17 protein-coding genes and 2 pseudogenes are annotated in these 19,800 nt (G+C 60.2%); 7 read left to right on the top strand and 12 right to left on the bottom strand.

What is annotated here, in order from left to right; all coding sequences use genetic code 11:
- Positions 1–18 precede the first annotated feature (18 nt).
- The 4 genes from FZ934_RS26870 to FZ934_RS26855 all read right to left on the bottom strand — a co-directional run bounded on the left by FZ934_RS26870 (position 19) and on the right by FZ934_RS26855 (position 5,758).
- Positions 19–1,116 (bottom strand): ABC transporter substrate-binding protein, encoded by a 1,098-nt coding sequence (locus tag FZ934_RS26870; RefSeq protein WP_153273813.1) that lies wholly within the window; start codon positions 1,114–1,116, stop codon positions 19–21.
- Positions 1,117–1,153: 37 nt separating this feature from the next.
- The gene (locus FZ934_RS26865; RefSeq protein WP_153273812.1) at positions 1,154–2,218 is read right to left on the bottom strand and encodes an ABC transporter permease; all 1,065 of its coding nucleotides are present in this window, start codon (positions 2,216–2,218) and stop codon (positions 1,154–1,156) included.
- A 14-nt stretch (positions 2,219–2,232) separates the two neighbouring features.
- Positions 2,233–3,732 (bottom strand): sugar ABC transporter ATP-binding protein, encoded by a 1,500-nt coding sequence (locus FZ934_RS26860; protein ID WP_153273811.1) that lies wholly within the window; start codon positions 3,730–3,732, stop codon positions 2,233–2,235.
- Positions 3,733–3,868: 136 nt separating this feature from the next.
- Positions 3,869–5,758, bottom strand: coding sequence for a bifunctional sugar phosphate isomerase/epimerase/4-hydroxyphenylpyruvate dioxygenase family protein (locus tag FZ934_RS26855; protein ID WP_153273810.1), 1,890 nt, complete (start codon positions 5,756–5,758; stop codon positions 3,869–3,871).
- A 242-nt stretch (positions 5,759–6,000) separates the two neighbouring features.
- On the opposite strand from FZ934_RS26855, the pseudogene FZ934_RS26850 reads away from it, so the two are divergent.
- The 6 genes and pseudogenes from FZ934_RS26850 to FZ934_RS26825 all read left to right on the top strand — a co-directional run bounded on the left by FZ934_RS26850 (position 6,001) and on the right by FZ934_RS26825 (position 10,415).
- Positions 6,001–6,830 (top strand): annotated as a pseudogene (locus tag FZ934_RS26850) (transporter substrate-binding domain-containing protein).
- Between the two features lie 109 nt (positions 6,831–6,939).
- The gene (gene aroQ / locus FZ934_RS26845) at positions 6,940–7,383 is read left to right on the top strand and encodes a type II 3-dehydroquinate dehydratase (RefSeq protein ID WP_153273809.1); all 444 of its coding nucleotides are present in this window, start codon (positions 6,940–6,942) and stop codon (positions 7,381–7,383) included.
- A 9-nt stretch (positions 7,384–7,392) separates the two neighbouring features.
- Positions 7,393–8,061 (top strand): amino acid ABC transporter permease, encoded by a 669-nt coding sequence (locus FZ934_RS26840; protein WP_153273808.1) that lies wholly within the window; start codon positions 7,393–7,395, stop codon positions 8,059–8,061.
- Positions 8,062–8,073: 12 nt separating this feature from the next.
- Entirely contained in the window at positions 8,074–8,715 is a 642-nt protein-coding gene (locus tag FZ934_RS26835; RefSeq protein WP_153273807.1) for an amino acid ABC transporter permease, read from the top strand.
- Positions 8,716–8,793: 78 nt separating this feature from the next.
- Entirely contained in the window at positions 8,794–9,522 is a 729-nt protein-coding gene (locus FZ934_RS26830; protein ID WP_153274062.1) for an amino acid ABC transporter ATP-binding protein, read from the top strand.
- Positions 9,523–9,584: 62 nt separating this feature from the next.
- Entirely contained in the window at positions 9,585–10,415 is an 831-nt protein-coding gene (locus FZ934_RS26825) for a shikimate dehydrogenase family protein (protein ID WP_153273806.1), read from the top strand.
- A gap of 45 nt (positions 10,416–10,460) precedes the next feature.
- On the opposite strand, the gene FZ934_RS26820 is transcribed toward FZ934_RS26825, so the two are convergent.
- Positions 10,461–10,856 (bottom strand): Rap1a/Tai family immunity protein, encoded by a 396-nt coding sequence (locus FZ934_RS26820; protein WP_153273805.1) that lies wholly within the window; start codon positions 10,854–10,856, stop codon positions 10,461–10,463.
- A 211-nt stretch (positions 10,857–11,067) separates the two neighbouring features.
- Between FZ934_RS26820 and FZ934_RS26815 the strand changes: the two genes are divergently transcribed.
- A complete protein-coding gene (locus FZ934_RS26815; RefSeq protein WP_153273804.1) occupies positions 11,068–12,210 on the top strand; it encodes a M24 family metallopeptidase in 1,143 nt (380 codons plus the stop codon).
- Positions 12,211–12,262: 52 nt separating this feature from the next.
- Here the strand turns inward: FZ934_RS26815 and glpK are convergent.
- The 7 genes and pseudogenes from glpK to FZ934_RS26785 all read right to left on the bottom strand — a co-directional run bounded on the left by glpK (position 12,263) and on the right by FZ934_RS26785 (position 19,798).
- Positions 12,263–13,764, bottom strand: a pseudogene (gene glpK, locus FZ934_RS26810) (glycerol kinase GlpK).
- Positions 13,765–13,901: 137 nt separating this feature from the next.
- Positions 13,902–15,368, bottom strand: a complete 1,467-nt coding sequence (locus FZ934_RS26805; protein WP_153273802.1) for an NAD-dependent succinate-semialdehyde dehydrogenase — start codon at positions 15,366–15,368, stop codon at positions 13,902–13,904.
- Positions 15,365–15,601, bottom strand: coding sequence for a hypothetical protein (locus FZ934_RS28355; protein ID WP_246737966.1), 237 nt, complete (start codon positions 15,599–15,601; stop codon positions 15,365–15,367). Before FZ934_RS28355 ends, FZ934_RS26805 begins: the two co-directional genes overlap by 4 nt.
- Entirely contained in the window at positions 15,598–16,134 is a 537-nt protein-coding gene (locus tag FZ934_RS26800) for a TSUP family transporter (protein ID WP_246737965.1), read from the bottom strand. The genes FZ934_RS28355 and FZ934_RS26800 overlap by 4 nt, the downstream gene beginning before the upstream one ends.
- A gap of 2 nt (positions 16,135–16,136) precedes the next feature.
- Positions 16,137–18,128 (bottom strand): alpha-glucosidase, encoded by a 1,992-nt coding sequence (locus tag FZ934_RS26795; RefSeq protein WP_153273801.1) that lies wholly within the window; start codon positions 18,126–18,128, stop codon positions 16,137–16,139.
- 11 nt (positions 18,129–18,139) lie between these two features.
- Positions 18,140–18,904: an SDR family NAD(P)-dependent oxidoreductase gene (locus FZ934_RS26790; protein WP_153273800.1), complete on the bottom strand. Its 765-nt coding sequence runs from the start codon at positions 18,902–18,904 to the stop codon at positions 18,140–18,142.
- 9 nt (positions 18,905–18,913) lie between these two features.
- On the bottom strand, positions 18,914–19,798 hold the full coding sequence (locus FZ934_RS26785) for an SMP-30/gluconolactonase/LRE family protein (RefSeq protein ID WP_153273799.1): 885 nt from the start codon (positions 19,796–19,798) through the stop codon (positions 18,914–18,916).
- Positions 19,799–19,800: the final 2 nt, after the last annotated feature.

Below are 19,800 nucleotides of genomic sequence, written 5' to 3'. Positions count from 1 at the left end.
CTCTTTTACGTCGGGAGACTATTTGCCCCAGATTTTCTTGTAGGCGTCGCGATAGCCGTTATCAGGATCGAACGTATTCTTCGGACCACCGTCGAACTCGACATTGCTTGCGGTTACCACATGCAACGGCGATACATAACCCGACCACTTCTCCCCAGCGAAAGCACGGTTGAGTTCGTCGACCAACTGCCAGCCCTGGAGGCTCAGCGGCTCAGCGACGGTCACTGCCTGATACTGCTTCGCCCGAATTCGCTGATAGGCGCCTTCGGAGCCATCGCCGGCGGCAACGCTCTTCGGAGCGCCGTCACCGGCAATCCCGGCCGCGGACAGCGACGGTCCCATGAAGTCGAAGTAGATGTCGTTGATTGCGAGCGAGTGCGTCCATTTCTGACCGTACTTCTGGAGAAGCGTCGTCGTCAGCTGCGGCATACGCTGGGATGTCTCGGCGATCGGCGTGTCGACGTATTCGAGAACCGTTCCACCCAGCTTCTCGATCTCCTCCTTCATGCGATCGGCCTTGGCAATTGCGATCGAGTAGGTGGAGTCGGTGAAGATGATCACGCCGGGCTTGCCGCCCGCGTCGACATAGGCGTAGTCCGCGGCAGATTTTGAGACTTCCATCGCGTCGGTCGTGACGTTGGCGAAGACGCCGACGTCAGGCACCGGGCCGACCGCCGGGGCGGCATGCCAGGAGACCATCGGGATATTGTCTTTCTTTGCCTGCTCCATCGAGGGCTTCTGCTCGACGGCGTCAAAGCCTGCGATGATGATCCCATCCGGCTTCAAGGTCAGCGCCTGGCTGAACGCGGCAGTACGCCCTTCGATCGATCCGGCGCTATCAAGAACCGTCACCGTCCATCCGATAGCTGCAGCGGCCTCCTGGACCGCATTCGCCACCCCGAGAATGCCACCGTTCTTCATGTCCGCGGCCACGACAACGATCTTCTTTGTCTCAGCGGCCTTTGGACCGGTGGTCGGGCCATCCCACTTGTCGACCTTGGTCGCATACTTCTCGACGACCGCCTTTGCATCCGCCATGGCATCGGCGAATGCCGGACCTGCGATCATCAAGGTGACGACAGCTACAGTTGTGTTCAAGAAATGCCTGCGTTTCACGTTTTTCTCCTCCCATGAGCTGTGAAGCTGGAATTGACTATTTCTGCTTGGTTTCGGCAGGTTGCTCGGACCTTGGACGCAGCAATCCCGCCACGCTGCGGCGTCGTTGCGCATATCCGGCGATGCCGATGGCCACGAGCAGGGTCACGCCGTTGAAGAGCGGCTCGACAAAGAACGAACCGCCGAACTGCTGGATACCGGCGATGCCGACAGCGAGGATGATGACCCCGATCATCGTTCCCCAAACATTGACGCGGCCGGGCTTGATTGTCGTCGAACCGAGGAACGCGCCGACCAGGGCAGGCAGCAGGTACTCCAGCCCCACGCTTGCCTGACCGATCCGCAGGCGCGAGGCAAGCAGAACGCCGGCGACCGCCGAGAGTGTTCCCGAGGCGATAAACGCGCCGATCACATAGTGGCGCACCGGGATGCCATTCAGAGCCGCAGCTTTCGGGCTCGCCCCGATCGCATAGATGTAGCGACCGATGGGCAGGTATTCGAGAACCACCCACATGACGAGTGCGAGCACGAGGACGTAATAGCCCGTGATCGGAAGGCCAAAAAGCATCGTACCATTCAATGCATAGAAGCCATCAGGCAGGACACCGATCATCTGGCGCCCTCCGGTGTGCCAGAGCGCGATGGCATAGATGACCGTTCCAGTGCCCAGCGTGGCGATAAAACTGTCGATCTTCGCAACCTCAACCAGCAAGCCGTTGAGCAGGCCAACTGCGGCACCAAGCATAAGCACGATCAACACGGCAACTGGCCAGGGCAGACCGAACATGGTCTGGAGACTGATTGCGAGGATGTGCCAGAGCACGATGCCGTAGCCGATCGTGAGGTCGATGCGGCCGCAGGCCATCGGTATCATGGCGGCAAGCGAAAGGATGGCGATGATCGTCTTGTTCGCGATTATCGACCGCACGTTCAAGACCGTCGGAAACGTATCGGGCAGCAGAACAGAGAAGAGAACGATCAGCAATGCCGTCAGGATCACCAATCCGTAGACCGGCAAAAGGCGCTGAATTCTCGCCGTCTTACTCAGCCCCTTGAGATCGACCTTCGTGGGTTCGAGCGCATTTGATTGGATGGATTGCATTGATATCCCCTATGTCAGGCCGCTTCGGAGGCGGAGGCCGCAGCGATCACTGCGGACGTTGTCAGGCTGGCGCCGGAGAGTTCGCGAACGATCTGTCCGCGCGAAAATACGAGCGCGCGATGGCAGATATGCGCGATCTCCTCAAAATCGGTTGAGATCACCAGAACTGCGAGCCCCGCTTCGACAGCTGCGGCAATCAGCCGATAGATGTCCGCCTTGGCGCCGACATCGACGCCTGCGGTCGGGTCTTCGGCGATCAGGAGCTTTCGTCCGGTCGCGAGCCACCGGCCGACCACGACCTTCTGCTGATTGCCGCCCGAGAGCGCTTCGATGGCGAGGGACTGGTCGTTCGGCCGCAACCCGACTTTCTCACCGATCTCGGCCGTTTGTCGCGCTTCGTTCGACGGCGAGAGGAATTTGAAAAGACGCCTGCCAGACGCACCCGGATTCATGAAGGTGTTTTCTCGGATCGACAACGACATGGCGACGGATTCCTCCGTGCGGTCGCGTGCGATGAGGCCGATCCCAGATGCAATGGCTTTGACTGGGCTCGAAAGGTCCGGCGCTACTCCGCGAACCTCAACCCGCCCTTCGGATGGCACACAGCCGAACAGCGCGCGACCGACCAGTTCCTGACCTGCGCCGCGCAAGCCGACCAGACCGAGAAGCTCGCCCTCGCGCATCTCGAAGGAGATCGGCCCTGCGCCCTCGCAGATCAGAGAGTCTACCGACACCAGCGTTCGACCGGGCGTGCTCTCAGCCTTGGCAAAAAGCTGATCGGCCTTTCGGCCGACGATCATCCGAATGAGCTCGTCCGAGTTCGTATCGCTCACGGCGGTCTGGCCCACCAGCCTTCCATCGCGCAAGACCGCGACCCGATCCGCGATCCGAAAGATTTCGTCCAGACGATGCGAGACGTAGATCATCGCCACGCCGCGTTCCTTCAGTGGGCGGATGGCTGCGAACAGCCGTTCGACTTCATCGGCCGGGAGGCTTGCCGTGGGCTCGTCCAGCACCAGGATATCGGCCTCGACGGCGAGAGCTCTGGCGATCGCGACAAGGGATTTCTCGGTGCGTGTAAGGCTCTGGACCCGTGTCGACGGGTCAAAATCGCAGCCAACCAGTTTCAAGGCTTCCGCCGTACGACGCTCCGTTGCCGCCCAATCGATCAGCCCGCCGCGCCGCGAAAAGCCCTGAGCCAATCCGACGTTCTCGCCAACCGTCATCCACTCGATGAGGCCGAGATCCTGATGAATAAACGCTACGGGCTGCCGCTCATTCGGCTTCGGAGGCCGATGATTGTACGGCTGGCCTCTCAGAAGGATCTCCCCTCCGTCAGGCTTGTATATGCCGGCCAAGGTCTTGATGAGGGTGGACTTCCCCGCGCCGTTTTCCCCGAGGAGCGCCAGGATTTCACCGCGCTGAAGATTCAGACTCACGTCCGTGAGCGCCTTCGTACCGCCGAAATCCTTCGACACGCCCCGGAATTCCAACAGAACCCGCCTTTCGCCCATGCTCTCCTCCATCAGCTATCCGGAGACTATGTTATCGATAACATTTGTCAAGCCGGATTTAGCAGGCGAGCGTTTTCGGGCCTTTCAGATTGTCGGCACTAGACAGCGGATGACGATGTCACCCACTGGCTGTGGTCTATCCGGCATCCTTCGGCACGCCGTCAGGGCGCATCTGTTTTTTCAGGGCGGCGATACGGAAAATCGCGTTTGGAGCGCCGTAGCCGCGATAACCGCGACGCTCGACAACTTCGAAGAAGAAGCCTTCGCCATAGGTTCCGCTGTAGAGCTGAAAATACTCGCCGCCGTCATCCCGATCATAAAGGATATTCTCTGCCCTAAGCCGATCCGTCAGATCCGGATCCAAGCCAAACCGCGCTTCGATGTCGTCGTAGTAGTTCGGCGATATGTGGAGAGACCTGAAGCCTTGGGCGCGCAGCGACCGGGCGGTCGCGAAAATATCATCGGTCGCGAAGGCGAGGTGCTGAATCCCGGAACCGAACTTCTCGGCGATGAAATGCCCCGCGAGCGTACGCCGATTTTCAGCGCCGTTCATGGTGATACGCAGGGCGCCGTTATCGCTTTCCACGACCTGACTGCGCACGACACCGCCCGGATCGATGATATCAACCATCGGCGTCTTCGCCGCTTCGAAGATAGAGGTATAGAACAGAAGCCAGGTCAGCATCTCGTCGAACGCGACCGTCTGGGCCACGTGGTCGACGTGCAGCAGGCCAGCATCACCATTGTCATCGCTATCCGTAACCGGCTCGAAGTCGATATCGGAAAAGCGCCCGAGCGCGCTCTTGTCGTCTATGAGATAGATCACTCCACCGCCCACGCCACGGATGGCAGGCAACTCGAGTTCACCCTCGGCGACCGGTTGGGAAAACGGCTCTGCATCAAGTGCAAGTGCACGCTGATAGGCAGCCGCTGCATCATCGACGACAAGCGCCAGAGCGTAGGCGAATGTTCCATGGACAGCATAGGCGGCATTTGCAAAGCCCGTCGGCTCGACGTTGACGAGGATTTTGATCTCCCCTTGCTGGAACAGGCTGACCTTCTTGGAACGGTGTTTGGCGGCAAGCCGGAAACCGAGCGTTTTGAGCAGAGCGATCAGATCGCCGGCCTCATCCTCATCTGTCGCGAATTCCACGAACCCGACACCGGTGACGACCGCGCGCTTGGGCATGGCCGCTCCGATCAGGGTTTGCGTCTTCGCGCGCACCTGGTCAGCAAGGTAGATCAGCGAGCGATGGCCGTCGGCAGCGACCGCGCGCGTTGAGCCGCCTCGAAACTGATCGTTGAATATCTCAAGCGAGAAGTAGCCGTCATATCCGGTGGACGCGACCGCCTCGGTGAAAGCGGTAACGGGAAGATCGCCTTCACCGGGCATATTGCGGAAATGACGGCTCCAGTAGAGCAGGTCCATGTCGATCAGCGGCGCATCCGCGAGCTGGACGATGAAGATCTTGTCCTTCGGTATGGAGCGGATGGAATCGACCTCGATCTTGCGGGACAGCGAATGAAAGCTGTCGAGAATGAGCCCGACGTTCGGATGGTTGGCGCGGCGAACTATTTCCCAGGCATCGCGGTGGTCATTGATATATCGCCCCCACGCCAAGGCTTCGTAGCCCACTCTCAGCCCCCGCTTTGCCGCACGTTCACCCAGCTCGTGGAAGTCCGCGACCGCGCGGTCGATGCCACCGAGTGCTGCCGGCGAGACATTCGAGCAAACGAGGACGAGGTCCGTTCCGAGCTCTTGCATGACATCAAACTTGCGCTCGGCGCGATCGAAGGTTCGCGAGCGCAGCGGCTCCGGCATGCCTTCGAAATCGCGGAAGGGCTGGAACAGCGTGATCTGCATTCCGAGATCGCGCACCATCCTGCCGACGTCGGCCGGACTGCCGTCAAAGGCTAGAAAGTCGTTCTCGAATATCTCGACGCCGTCGAAGCCCGCCCGGGCAATCGCCTCCAGCTTCTCCGGAAGCTCGCCGCTCAAGGTTACCGTCGCAATTGAGGTCTTCATGGCCAAGCCTTTCTCGCCGGAAATTCGTGCGCGCGGCCCAAAGCAGTGATCCTGCTACCGCCGCCTAAAGACATTATGTCGAATATCGTGAGAATTTCAATTCAGTTGGTTAAATAGAAAATCTCATACGATTTATAAAAACTATGTTGCCTTCGGTCGCCTCCTCTGACAACAATGCGGGCCTACGGTCAGAGGAGCGCAGGCCCGCCAAGCCACGCGACCGTCAAACGGAGGAGGAAACAATGTTCAAATCGATGCTGACGCGCCGCAACGCAATGCTGGGCGCCGTAGCTCTCATGACGGCGGTCGGACTTTCCCGACCGGCAGCGGCAATCACGCCGGATGAAATCAAGGCGAGAGGCAAGCTGATCGTCGGAATTCAGGGCGACAACCCGCCATGGGGTTTCGTCACCAGCGCTGGCAAGCAGGACGGTCTCGACGCCGACATCGCAACCCTGTTCGGGAAGGAACTCGGCGTTCCGGTCGAATTCGTTCCGCTCGAGGTCAACAACCGCATTCCTGCCCTGACCACCGGACGCGTCGACGTGTTGTTTGCGACGATGGCAATGCTGCCGGACCGCGCCAAGGCGGTGCAGTTCAGCAAACCCTATGTCGCCAATGCGATCGTGCTGATCGGACCGAAGTCAATGCCGATCAAGACGAACGAGGACATGGCGAGCCTGACGATCGGCGTCGCCAAGGGCGCGGCCCAGGACACTCAGGTCACGAAGAATGCCCGCAAACCGCGACGATCCGGCGCTTCGACGGCGATGCGGCCAGCGTCCAGGCACTTGCATCCGGACAGGTACAGGCTCTCGGTGGCAACATTTTCTACATGGACCGCGTCGAGAAGGCTCGCCCCGGCGAGTTCGAGAACAAGCTTGAGTTCCAGAAGCTCTACAACGGCGCATGCACACGCCTCGGCGAGAAAGAAATCAACGCCGCACTCAACACCTTCATCGACAAGATCAAGGGCAACGGCGAGCTGAAGGCCGTCTACGACAAGTGGATGAAGGTTCCAGTTCCGGAATTCCCGGCAACACTCGAAGGCATTCCATTCACCGCAAACTGACGCTTTCGCGCTTTAGCGAGAAGACGATGCGGTTGGTTGGGCATTGCTTCGGTGCCCAACCGGCTTGCACCTCATACCGTCAGACTGCCTTGCGCCATGGAGCGAGATCATGACCAGAACGATTTTCGTTCTCAATGGACCGAATTTGAACCTGCTCGGGCAGCGCGAGCCGGCGATCTACGGAACGACAACACTCGACGACATCAGGGCGAAATGCATCAGCAAGGCGCAAGGCCTCGGTTTCGAGATCGACTTCCGGCAGAGCAACTTTGAAGGCGAACTCGTTGAAAGCGTTCATCAGGCGCGTAACCAAGCATGCGGCATTATCATCAACCCCGCCGCCTATACATTTACCTCGATCGCGCTGCTCGATGCCCTGAAGACGTTCGACCCGCCGAAGATCGAGCTGCATATTTCCAATGTCCATGCGCGCGAGGAGATCTACCACAAATCGCTGATCTCCCGCATCGCGACCGCAATCCTGATCGGGTTCGGAGCCGATGGTTATGAACTGGCCGTGCAGGCCATGGCCGGAATGGTTCGACGGGGCTGAGGGATCGCGATGAACTACACACTCGACTTCTCGCCGGTTATCGACGGGCTCCCGACCCTCCTTCTCGGCTGTCTCGGCACCTTCTTTCTCGCCATCTGCGGCATGATCCTCGCCATCATCATCGGCGTCGGCGGCGTGGCGCTACGCGACAGCGCCTTGAAACCGGTGCGCTGGCTGGTGATCGCCTTCGTGGAGCTGATCCGCAACACGCCGTTTCTGGTCCAGATCTTCTTTCTTTACTTCGCCCTGCCGCTCGCCGGAATTCGGCTCGATCCGACACCGACAGCCATCATCGCGCTCGGCATCAACGGCGGAGCCTATGCGATCGAGATTATCCGAGGCGGTGTCCAGTCGATCCCGAAGGGACAAATGGAAGCAGGCCTCGCCCTTGGCCTTCACAAGGCACAGGTCTTCAGACTGATCATTCTCAAACCGGCGCTGCGCGCGATCTATCCATCGCTGACCAGCCAGTTTGTTTTGCTGACGCTGTCGACAAGCATCGCGTCGGCGATCTCGGCCTACGAACTGACCTCGGTTTCGCAACGGATCGAGTCCGAGAGCTTTCGAAGCTTCGAGGTCTATTTCACCGTCACGCTGTTCTACCTCGTGATTTCCTGGGTCATGATGCGCCTCTTTGCCCTCTTCTCGGCGCGTTATTTCACCTATCCGGTCAAGTAGGGAGCGAAAGCCATGGGTCGCGAAGAGTTCGTTTTCCTCCTGGTTGGTCTCAAGTGGACGGTGCTGTTGTCAGCCGTCGGCTTTATCTGCGGATGCATCGCTGGACTGGGCGTCGCCCTCGCACGCACATGCCAGATCCCGCTGTTGGAGCGTCTGACCGCAGGTTACATCGCGATTTTCCAAGGCACGCCGCTGCTCATGCAGCTCTTCGTCGTCTATTACGGCCTGGCCCTCGTTGGCTTGAAGCTCGACGCATGGGTCGCCGTGGCCATTGGCCTGACACTTCACGCAAGCGCCTATCTCGGTGAAATCTGGAGAGGCTCGATCGATGCGGTTCCGCGAGGACAGACGGAGGCCGCGAAGGCTCTTAGTCTCAAATACGTCTCGCGCATGAAGGACGTCATCCTGCCACAGGCCCTCCGCATCTCGCTGCCCGCGACGATCGGGTTTCTCGTCCAGCTGATCAAGGGCACTTCGCTGGCCTCGATCGTCGGCTTCACCGAGCTGACGCGGGCTGGAAACATCATTTCCAACCAGATCTTTCAGCCGCTGACGGTCTTCGGCGTCGTCGGTGCGCTGTACTTCCTGATGTGTTGCCCGCTGACGATCGTCGGCGCGCGACTGGAACGCAAATTCGCAGCCTCGGCGCGCTGAATAGATCACTGGCTGTTCCAGCGATTTTTGGAGACTTGAACGATGAATACGTCCGACTTGGCTTCGACCGGCCATACGATGATCACGATGAACAACGTGGAGAAGTGGTATGGCGCGTTTCACGCGCTCCACGACATCAACATGTCCGTCCACAAGGGCGAGAAGATCGTTTTGTGCGGACCTTCCGGCAGCGGAAAATCCACGCTCATCCGCTGCATCAACCATCTCGAGACCTACCAGAAGGGGGAAATCCGGGTCGGCGGCATTCTCCTGGGCAACCAGTCGAAGGCAATCGACGCCATTCGCCGCGAGGTGGGTATGGTGTTCCAGCAGTTTAATCTCTTCCCGCACCTGACTGTCCTGCAGAATTGCATGCTGGCGCCGATGCGCGCCCTTGGTCTTGGCAAGGCGGAGGCCGAGGAGCGCGCCCGCTCGCTGCTCGGCCGGGTCAAGATTCTCGAACAGGCCAACAAGTACCCTTTGCAGCTTTCCGGCGGCCAGCAGCAGCGCGTCGCCATCGCGCGAGCCCTTTGCATGCGGCCGAAGATAATGCTGTTCGACGAACCAACGTCCGCCCTCGATCCGGAGATGGTCAAGGAGGTGCTCGACACGATGATCAGCCTTGCCGAAGAGGGAATGACGATGATCTGCGTCACGCATGAGATGGGTTTTGCGCGCCAGGTGGCCGACAGGGTGATCTTCATGGCGAGCGGCGCAGTCGTCGAGGAAGCGCCACCAGCGGAGTTCTTCACCAACCCGCGACATGAGCGGACGCGCAAGTTTCTCGGAGAGATCCTGCGCAACTAGATCGAGCCCATCGCGCCGTCGGCCCGATCCGGACGATCGGGTTCATCCAAGAGTTCAATGACATGATTACCGGTACAACGAAACTCATCGCGCACCTCGGTTATCCCACGGAGGCGTTCAAGGCGCCGCTGATATACAATCCCTATTTCGAACAGGCCGGCATCGATGCCGTGGTCGTGCCGATGGGATGCAAGCCAGCCGACTATGCTTCGTTTCTGAAACTTGTTTTCCGGCTTTCTAATATCCACGGTGCGCTGATCACGATGCCGCACAAGGTCACGACGATGCGGCTGCTCGATCGGACGTCGACCAATGCCAAGGTTGCCGGGGCATGCAATGCAGTCCGCCTCGGACCGGAAGGTGAACTGATCGGCGACATGTTCGATGGCGAAGGTTTCGTACGTGGACTTCTGCGAAAGGGCCGGAAAGTCTCCGGCGCCAGTGTCCTTATCGCCGGCGCGGGCGGCGTCGGCTCCGCGATCGCGGCGTCGCTTGCAAATGCCGGTGTGGGCAGGATCGCGCTTTTTGATCCCGACAGCGGATCGATGGCGGGACTGGCGGAGCGACTTCGAACACATTACCCCAGCGTTCACGTCACGACCGGCTCAAATGATCCAGATGGCTTCGACATTATCGTCAACGCGACGCCGCTCGGCATGCAGAAGAATGATCCGCTTCCCTTCGACGTCTCCCGCCTTGCTTCCTCGACGTTCGTTGGCGAGGTTGTCATGAAGGAGCAGATGACGCCGCTTCTGCAGGCCGCCAAGGCGCTTGGCTGCGACTATCAAGTTGGAACGGACATGCTGTTCGAGCAAATTCCCGCCTATCTCGAGTTCTTCGGCTTTCCGACGACGACAGTTGAACATTTGCGTTCACTCGCGAAGCTAGGGTGAGTGCCTGGCGCGCCAGAGGCGTAGGAGTGGGAACCCGCATTTCTCCTACTCCTCCGGGCAGGGAAACTTCTTCGGAAATGCCCGATTGACCGCAGCGCTCATCGAAGTCGTGCTCTTCAACTCGTGGGTATCGAGCCAATGGCACAGCTCCTGGGTAACCTGCGCGGCACTCGATGTCGGTATGCAGTATTCTGGCAGAAGCCGCTCTCTCAAACGTTCCCATGATGCCGCACGGGTCGGCTGCGAACGGATGCTTTCATAGAACCGGTGTTCGAGATATGCCCGGCTGTCCAGTAACCCGGCCATGTAGTTTGTTGCGCCCTGCTGGTCGCTCTTGCAGAGAGCCTGGAACTGCTCGACCGTCATGAAATTCGCCGCCAAGGCGGAATTGCTCGGCGGCAAGATAAGATAGGCCAAGAAGAGGAGAGGATGGATACGCAAGGAACGACTCCTGCAAATTCAACACGATCTCTTCTTCTAACCATCGCTGCCTTTTATGCCACCCCGCACATCCCGGAAAACCGCAAACAACAGATTCCATCCGCAAGGGACGGCAGCGAACGCAATTTTCTTGTCGACAATTTGTGTACGTGTAAAATATGAAGGACGAGAACGCCCGATGGTGATCCCGTTTTTCGATCAAGGAGTCGACATGTCTTTGCCTGCCCTTCCGCCGTTTATCGACGACACCGAACGGCTCGCGCGACTACAGCGACTGCGGGAGGCCATGAGCGCAGCCGGCGTATCGGCGGTATTGCTGGGTTCGTCGGAAAGCCTGCGCTATTTCACCGGTCTCGTCTGGCATCAGAGCGAACGGTTGCTCGGCGCTCTTGTCACGTCAGACGCCCTCACCTACGTCGTTCCCGGATTCGAGCTTAGCCGCGTCGAGACGCTGCCGCATCTCCCGGGCGATGTCGCCACCTGGGAGGAAGAGCAGAGCCCGGCCGATCTGGTTGCCTCACTGGCCGGTTCAAAGGGAAAGGTAGCGCTTGATGATAGTCTGCCCCTCTTTGTCTATCACGCGCTAGCGCGGAGCCTCGGCGCCGAAGGCCTCATGGATGGCACACGCATCATCCGCGACCAGCGTGCGCGGAAGTCGGCCTCCGAAATCGCCTTGATACAATACGCCATGAACCTGACGCTCGAGGTTCACAGGCGCGCGCATTCGATCATGCGGCCCGGCATCCGCGCATCCGATGTGGTGCGATATATCGACGAGCAGCATCGAGCCCTCGGTGCAACTATTGGCTCGACGTTCTGCATCGTCTCCTTCGGCGCAGCCAGCGCATTGCCGCACGGCGCCGATGGCGACCAGGTTCTTGAGCTCGGCCAGGCAATCCTCGTGGATACCGGAACGCGCATCGACGGCTATCATTCCGACCTGACGCGAACCTACATGATCGACGACCCCGATGCGGAGTTCGCCCGGATCTGGTCGATCGAACGCGAAGCGCAGCAAGCCGTTTTCGACGCCGCCCAGCTCGGTGCCCCTTGCCACACTCTTGATGATGCGGCCCGCGCCGTTCTCGTCCGGCACGGGCTTGGCCCCGATTACCGCCTTCCGGGTCTGCCTCACCGCGCCGGGCATGGCCTCGGGCTTGAGATCCATGAGGAGCCCTATATCGTACGCGGCAACACCACGGCTCTCAGAGAAGGCATGTGCTTCTCCAACGAGCCGATGATCGTTCTGCCGGATCTGTTCGGTATCCGCCTGGAGGATCATATCCACATGACGGCCGAAGGCGCCAAGTGGTTCACCCAGCCGGCGAAGAGCCCCACCGAACCTTTCGCCTGAGCCGAAAGCCGATCATCGTTGCGAACGGATCCGGGCATACGCCCGGACATCGTTAGGCGTGCGCGGCAAATTGAATCGTCGCACGCACGGCAGCTTCCCATCCCCTGACGAGCGCACGGTTCCATTCGGTATCGGTGGAAGGTGCAAAGCTTTCGCCGGCCACCCATTCCGTGGCAAAGCGGCTCGGTTCAGGCCAGCACCCTGCCCATAGCCGGCCAACCATGCCGCTCCGAGTGCGGTGCTTTCGGCCGACTGCGCCCGCTGCACACCAACGCCGACGATATTGGCAAGCCGCTGCATTGCCCAATCATTCTTCGAGACGCCGCCGTCGACCCGCAAGAGGGACAACGACGCCTCCGGCCAATCGCCCTTCATTGCGTGCATCAGGTCGTAGGTCTGCAGGCATATGGAGTCGAGGGCCGCGCGCGCCAGTTCAGCGGGACCCGAATTTCGTGTCATGCCGAACAACGAGGCTCGCGCCGACGGATCCCACCAGGGCGCACCGAGACCGGTGAAGGCCGGAACGAGATAGATCTGTTGCTGGGCATCGGCCTTTGCCGCCAGCTCGGCACTCTGGCCGGCATTGGAAATTATGCCAAGACCATCGCGCAACCACTGGATGGCGGCACCGGCGACGAAGATCGAGCCTTCCAGCGCATAGGTGATTTCCGGTCCGATCTTGTAGCCAATCGTCGTCAACAGCCGGTTTTTGGACGTGATCCGCTCACTCCCGGTATTAAGTAACGCAAAGCAACCGGTGCCATAGGTCGCCTTCATCATTCCTGGCTCGAAGCACGCCTGCCCGATCAGCGATGCATGCTGGTCGCCGGCAACACCGCGGATCGAAATCTCGGCACCAAGGATGCTGCGTTCTGTAATCCCGAAGCTGTCAACGTTGTCGAGGATCTCAGGCAGAATGGAACGGGGGATGCTGAAGCATTGCAGCAGTTCCTCGTCCCACTGACCGGTTGCGATGTCGCATAGCATCGTGCGGGAAGCATTGGTGATATCGGTCACATGCTTTCTGCCGCCCGTCAGGCGATAGACGAGCCAGCTATCGACAGTTCCGAATGCCAAGTGGCCGCCATCGGCAGCAGCACGCGCGCCAGCGACATTGTCGAGGATCCATGCGATCTTGCTGGCCGAGAAATAGGCGTCGATGAGGAGGCCCGAACGGCTGGCAATAAGCTCAGCCGCCCCATCGCGACGAAGACGATCGCAGGCGTCGGCCGTTCGACGGTCCTGCCATACGATGGCGTTGTGAATCGCCTTGCCTGTTCGCCGATCCCAGACAACAGTTGTTTCACGCTGGTTGGTAATGCCGATTGCGGCAATCTCAGTTGCCGTGAGGCCGGCATTGGCAATTGCGCCGCGCGCTGTCTCGACGGTTGTCCGCCACAAGTCTTCCGGATCGTGCTCGACCCAACCGGACCGCGGAAACTGCTGCGGAAATTCCTGCTGATCGGCCCCCTTCGCCTTGAAGTCAGGGGAAAACACGATGGATCGCGTGGACGTCGTGCCTTGATCAACTGCCAGGATATAGCCGTTCTTCATCTTCCAATTCCGTTCGGGCGTTCAAGAAGACGATGCGATGCTTGAAAACTAGTCGGCCAGCGGCCTTGCGGCATCGTCTAGGGGGCAGCCGACCTTTGCCGGCTGCCGTTCGTCATTTGCGCAAGGTGGATGGCGAACTAGATGCCCGCGACGCAGACGTACTTCAGCTCGAGGAAGCCTTCGATGCCGTACTTCGAGCCTTCGCGGCCCATGCCCGACTGCTTGATCCCGCCGAACGGCGCCATTTCGTTGGCGATCATGCCGGTGTTGACTCCGACCATTCCCGCCTCGAGCGCTTCCGAAACCCGCCAGACCCGCGCCATGTCGCGGGCGTAGAAATAGGAAGCAAGTCCGAACTCGCTGTCGTTTGCCATCGCGATGACGTCCTCCTCTGTCTTGAAGGAGATGATCGGAGCGAGCGGAGCAAACGTCTCTTCCTTGGCAACCTTCATAGCCTGCGTGACGCCTGCGATGACGGTCGGCTGATAGAAGTTGCCGCCAAGGTCGCTCTTGCTGCCGCCGGTAAGCAGCCTACCGCCATTGGCGAGCGCATCGGCAACGTGCTCTTCCATCTTGGCCACGGCGCGCTCGTCGATGAGAGGTCCCTGGCTGACACCCTCCTCGGTGCCACGGCCAAGCCTGAGCCCGGAAACCTTTGCGAGCAGCTTTTCCGTGAAGGCCTCGACGACGCTCTCCTGCACATAGATGCGGTTGGCGCAGACGCAGGTCTGACCGGCGTTGCGGAACTTGGAAATCATCGCGCCAGCGACTGCCGCATCAATGTCGGCATCATCGAAGACGATGAACGGAGCATTGCCGCCAAGTTCCAGCGACAGGCGCTTGATGCCGTCAGCTGCTTCCTTCATCAGCCAGCGGCCAACCCCGGTGGATCCGGTGAACGTGATTTTCGCAACCTTCGGATTGTGGCAGAATTCGAGGCCTATCGGCTTTGCTTCGCCCGTGACAACCGAGAAGACGCCCTTGGGGACACCTGCCCGCTCGGCGAGGACCGCAAGCGCCAATGCCGACAGCGGCGTCTGCGACGCCGGCTTCAGGATCATGCTACAGCCGGCGGCAAGTGCAGGACCGGCCTTGCGAGTGATCATGCCGTTTGGAAAGTTCCATGGCGTGATCGCTGCGCAGACTCCGACGGGCTGCTTCAGAACCATGATGCGCTGGCCGGGATTGGCGCCCGGAATGATGTCGCCATCGATGCGCTTTGCTTCCTCGGCAAACCATTCGAGATAGGCGGCGTTCGAGACGACCTCGCCCTTGGCTTCGGCAAGCGGCTTGCCCTGCTCCGTCGTGAGGATGAGAGCCAGGTCGTCGGCATTCGCGACAATCAGATCGTACCAGCGCTTCAGGACCTGAGCGCGCTCCTTTGCCGTTTTCCGCGCCCACAGCTTCTGCGCGGCTTCAGCGGCATCGATTGCCTTCTGCACAACAGTGCGATCGAGATCCGGTACGTTTGCGATCAAAGAGCCGTCAAAAGGGTCTGTCACGGCAAACGTCTTGCCAGTTGGCGAAGAAATCCATTCGCCGGCAACGAATGCCTTGTCGGTCAGGAGAGATGGATCCTTGAGCGGGATTGTGGATGCAGTCATGACAGACCTCCGATGATCTTGAAGAGAGCGGGTAAGGCGAGCGACAGGCCCGACAGGAGAAGAAGGCCAAAGGCCACGCGGCGCAGCGACAGGTTCGAAATTGGCGGCGGCCAGCGCTTCGCCGCGAATGTAACCAGGATGACGACCGGGATCGCGAGCAGCCCCCACCAGAAGCCGACCTGCGGCATGTCCCCCGCCAATGCCACCACGGCAAGACGGATGACGGCGTTCATCGCAAACACGGCGACGAGCGTTTCGCGGATCGTCGGCTGCGGCAATGGCTGGCGATAGAGATGATAGACGAGCGGCGGTCCGGCGGTGGAGAAGAGCCCCCCATCAATCCGGCCACGGCACCGAAAAATGCAAACGATCCTGCCGACGACAGTCTGGCAAGTGGCGTTGGTTTCATCGCCAACTGGATACTTGAGATCACGATCACCACCCCAAGCACGACCTTCAGCCAGCCGATCGAAGCAGCCGCCATGAGACCGAGCAGCCAGTAGCCGATGAAAAGCATCAGAATGCTTGCAATGATGATCGGCACGAACTCGCGCACGGCAATATCGCGCCAGCCTTTGGCTAGCACCTGGGCGGCGTTGACGAATGTCAGGCAGCTGACGAGGACGGCTGCGTCGGGCACGGCTATGACACCGGTAAGCCCGACCCCGCCCATCATGATGAGGCCGAATGCAAATCCCGTCAGCGTCTGCAAGTACGCAGCGACCGCTGAAAGAAGCAGCAAAATGCCCAGGCCGTGCGGATCCATCGCTAGAGCGTCCGCAGCTCGGCAAATCGACCCGCGAAAGGAGAATCCGACCGATAGAAGACCGGAGGTTCGCCGAGCGGCGAGGCAACCGTCACCTCGTTGCCGCCACTGTATTGCTCGCCGCTCCACACGTGCGTCCAGCTGGAACCTTCCGGCAAGTAGACGGCGCGCTCGCTTTGGGCAGCCTGCCAGATCGGAGCTACTAGCACATCGGAGCCGTACAGGTAGCTGTCCTGGATCCCGTAGGTATTGCGGTCGTGTTCATAGTGCAGGAACAGCGGTCGCTGCACCGGCAGCCCCTTGGCCGCGGCTTCGGCCGAGAGCGCTTTCAGATAGGGAGCCATATGAACGTAGATGCCGGTCATGCGGGCAAAGTGTGCAAGCACTTCCGGGTCCTGATCGATCTGCACGTTATCGCGCGGACGATTGCCTTCATGGCTGCGCATGACGGGTGTGAAGGCTGCCATCTCGGCCCAGCGCATCAGAAGCTCGGGGGTGCGAACATTGCCAAACAGGCTGGTATATCCGCCGATATCGGAGTGGTGATAGGCGTTGCCCAGCAGGCCGGCGGAGAGGGCGGCGCAGATGACGGTCACAAGGCCGTCGTGGCGGGAGAAGTCGACCGACTGATCGCCGCCCCACAGAAGCGGGCAGTGCTTCTGCACCCCAGTGTAACCAGCACGCATGAAGAAGAGCGCCTCGCCGGTCTTGCCGCGACTTGCGACCGCCTTGGCATTCACCTCGGCCCACAGTGTCGGCCATTGATTGTGCATCAGCTTCGCGTCGACGCCATTTGCCAGCTCGACGTCGATCGGCAGGTATTCGCCGAAATCGGCCATCCAGCCCGACAGGCCGTAGTCCAGCATCTTGCCGCCGATCACGGAATCGGCAAACCAATCGGCCGCCGCCGAATTGGTGAAGTCGACGACGCCGCAGTCGAACTCGCCAAAGTCCACGAGGGCGGTGCGACCGAACTCATCCTTTGCGAAGTAGCCTGCTTTCTCGGCTTCCTCGAACAACGGTCCATCGACGCAGAGATAAGGGTTGACGTAACCCAGGAAACGAACGCCCTCGTCGTGGAGCTGGGAAATGCGTTCGCGCAGACCCGGATAGCGTTCTTCATTCGCCTGCCAATCCCAGAACAGCCGGGCGCCGAAGGATGTGTGGCGAAGTCCAACCCAATCCTCGCACCAGAGACCGGAAACCTTGACCCCGGCTTCCTTCATCTTCTCAAGTCGGGTGAACGAGTTCGTGCCGTCCTTAAGACCGATGATTGCGCCGTTGTAGATCCACTCAGGCAGCTGCGGCTGCCGGCCGAAGCGTGCGGAGAGAATTTCCACCAGTTCGACGAAGGTCGCTGCTGCGTAGAGCTCGATACGCTCGGGCACTGCCCAGGCTTCGATCTCATGAAAGGTCTTCCGCCGGAAATCGAACACCGAATAGGCGCTCGTCTCGACATGCAGGGCGTATCGGTGGGACGAGATATAGGTCGGCTGCGGGTAGTTGGTGTTATAGTAGTCTCCGCCCGCCTTGCCCTCGACGTTCGACTTGAAAGTGATCTCGCTCGTCTTGTCGCGGCCAACGCCGGGTTCGGACGTCCAGAGCGGGAAGCGGCGCCCGCGCATGTCGAAATAGGACATCTGCTCGCCGCCGCCCCACACATGCTCGTCATGGTCCGCAACGACGCGCATCCAGAACCGGTTGATCGACGGATCTTCAGCCGAGAACTCCAGTGCCGTGTCCGTGAGCTTCACGACCAGACGGGTCGGCTGTCCTTCGCGCTCACACAGTGTCACCGTGTCACCATCGACGACCGCGTAACGCAGTGCGCTGCGTTCGATCACGTAGTCCTCGATGTCGAAGTTGCCGCGATACATGGCCATGCGCTCATCACCGTGACCGACATAGAATGCAGGCGTCAACGCGGTGTGACGCAGGATGGCGTGGCCGTTCAGCGAAATGGTGAAGCCGGTAGGTGTTGTCTCGAGTTTCATGTCCGTCATGCTCAGTTTTGTGTGAGGCCAGCGTCGACGACGAAGTTCGCGCCCGTGCAGCCGGCACTCTCGTCGGAACCAAGGAAGAGCGCCATGCGAGCGACGTGCGTTGCGTCGAGCCGGAATTTCAGGGCCTGCAGATCGATGAACTGCTGGTTCTGTTCAGGCGAGGTCCAGAGCTTCAGTTGCCGCTCGGTGACGATCGCACCCGGGACAATGCAATTGACGCGAATTCCTGATGGTCCAAGCTCACGTGCCAGCGTCTTGGTCATGCCGTTGATGGCCGCCTTCGCCGTCGTATATCCGACCATGCCCGGGCGACCGCGCATCCAGGAAATCGACCCCAGCATGATGACCGAGCCACGAGCCTGTTCTGCCATCAGGCGGCTTGCTGCCTGGGTCGCAAAGAACTGATGATCGAGATTGAGCGCGAGCGCGCGGCGCCAGTAGTCGGGCTCGACATCGCCTATTGCATGACGATCGTCCTTGCCGGCGTTATTGATCAGTACATCGATGGCGCCATGCCTGTCTTCGACGGCGCCGATCATGCTCCGCAACCGATCGATATCGGTAATATCGCAAGCGTGGAACTCGGCCCCCGTCGTCGCCGCGGTGCGCGCGCCGCCCTCGGCATCGATGTCGATGAACGACACCCTCGCGCCTTGCCCGGCAAAGGCTTTGACCATTTCCTCGCCAATACCCGACGCACCGCCGGTGATCAGAACATTGCGGCCATTAAGTGAGGTATAGCGGACGGAATCGTAAGGCGACGACATGAGAGGATCTCACACTTCGGGATCGAACAAGGTTTTGGGAAGGCCGGCGACGTCGGTGCGCATGGAAAACAGCGCTCCCGACAGCGGAAATTTGGCAAGCTCGGCGTCGGAGCGACCGACGCGCGCGCTGGTGCAATAGAGCGTCTTCATATCCGCCCCACCGAACGTCACCATTGTCGGGCAGAGAGCCGGGACGGCATACTCCGCCAGCATGTTACCGTCAGGATCGTAGCGCTGGACGCGTCCGCCTTCGAAGAGTGCCGTCCAATAGCAGCCCTCGACATCGACTGCGCCGCCATCCGGTCTGCCTTTGTCGGTGTCGCTCCCGAACTTGGCGAAGACCTGCCGATTTCTGGCCGTACCGCGCGTCGGGTCGTAGTCGAAGGTGTAGAGCGTGTAGCGAAGCGTGTCGGAGTGATAGAGGCGCTTTCCATCCGGCGAGAACGCAACGCCGTTCGAGGTCAGGAGGCCGCAAGCTAGCTGAGCAAGCCCGCCGCGATCGAACCGGTAAAGGCTGGCAATTCCCCTTTCCCGCGTCTCGTCGACCGTGCCGGCAACGAAGCGCCCCGCCGGATCGACCATGCCGTCATTGAAACGACTGATCGACTGGTCCTCGGGATTGTCGGCAAGCTTGCGCAGGAGCGCGCCTTTTTCGTCAAGAAGCCACAGGCCGGAGCGGAGACCCGCAATGAACCCGCCGCCCTTGGCGAGGCCGATGCAACCGACTTCCTCGGGCAGCTCCATGGCCGTCAATTGCTGTGACAGCGGATCGAAGCGGTGGATCCGGCAGGCTTTGATATCGACGAAATAAAGCACCTGTTCGGCGACGGACCACAACGGGCATTCGCCAAGGAGGGTGTTCGCCTCAAGAACGGATGTGAAGCCGGTGCTCACCG

The organism is Rhizobium grahamii (genome assembly GCF_009498215.1).
Taxonomy (GTDB): domain Bacteria; phylum Pseudomonadota; class Alphaproteobacteria; order Rhizobiales; family Rhizobiaceae; genus Rhizobium; species Rhizobium grahamii_A.
The sequence above is the reverse complement of the archived record's forward strand: the minus strand, read 5'-3'. Positions and strand labels throughout refer to the sequence as shown.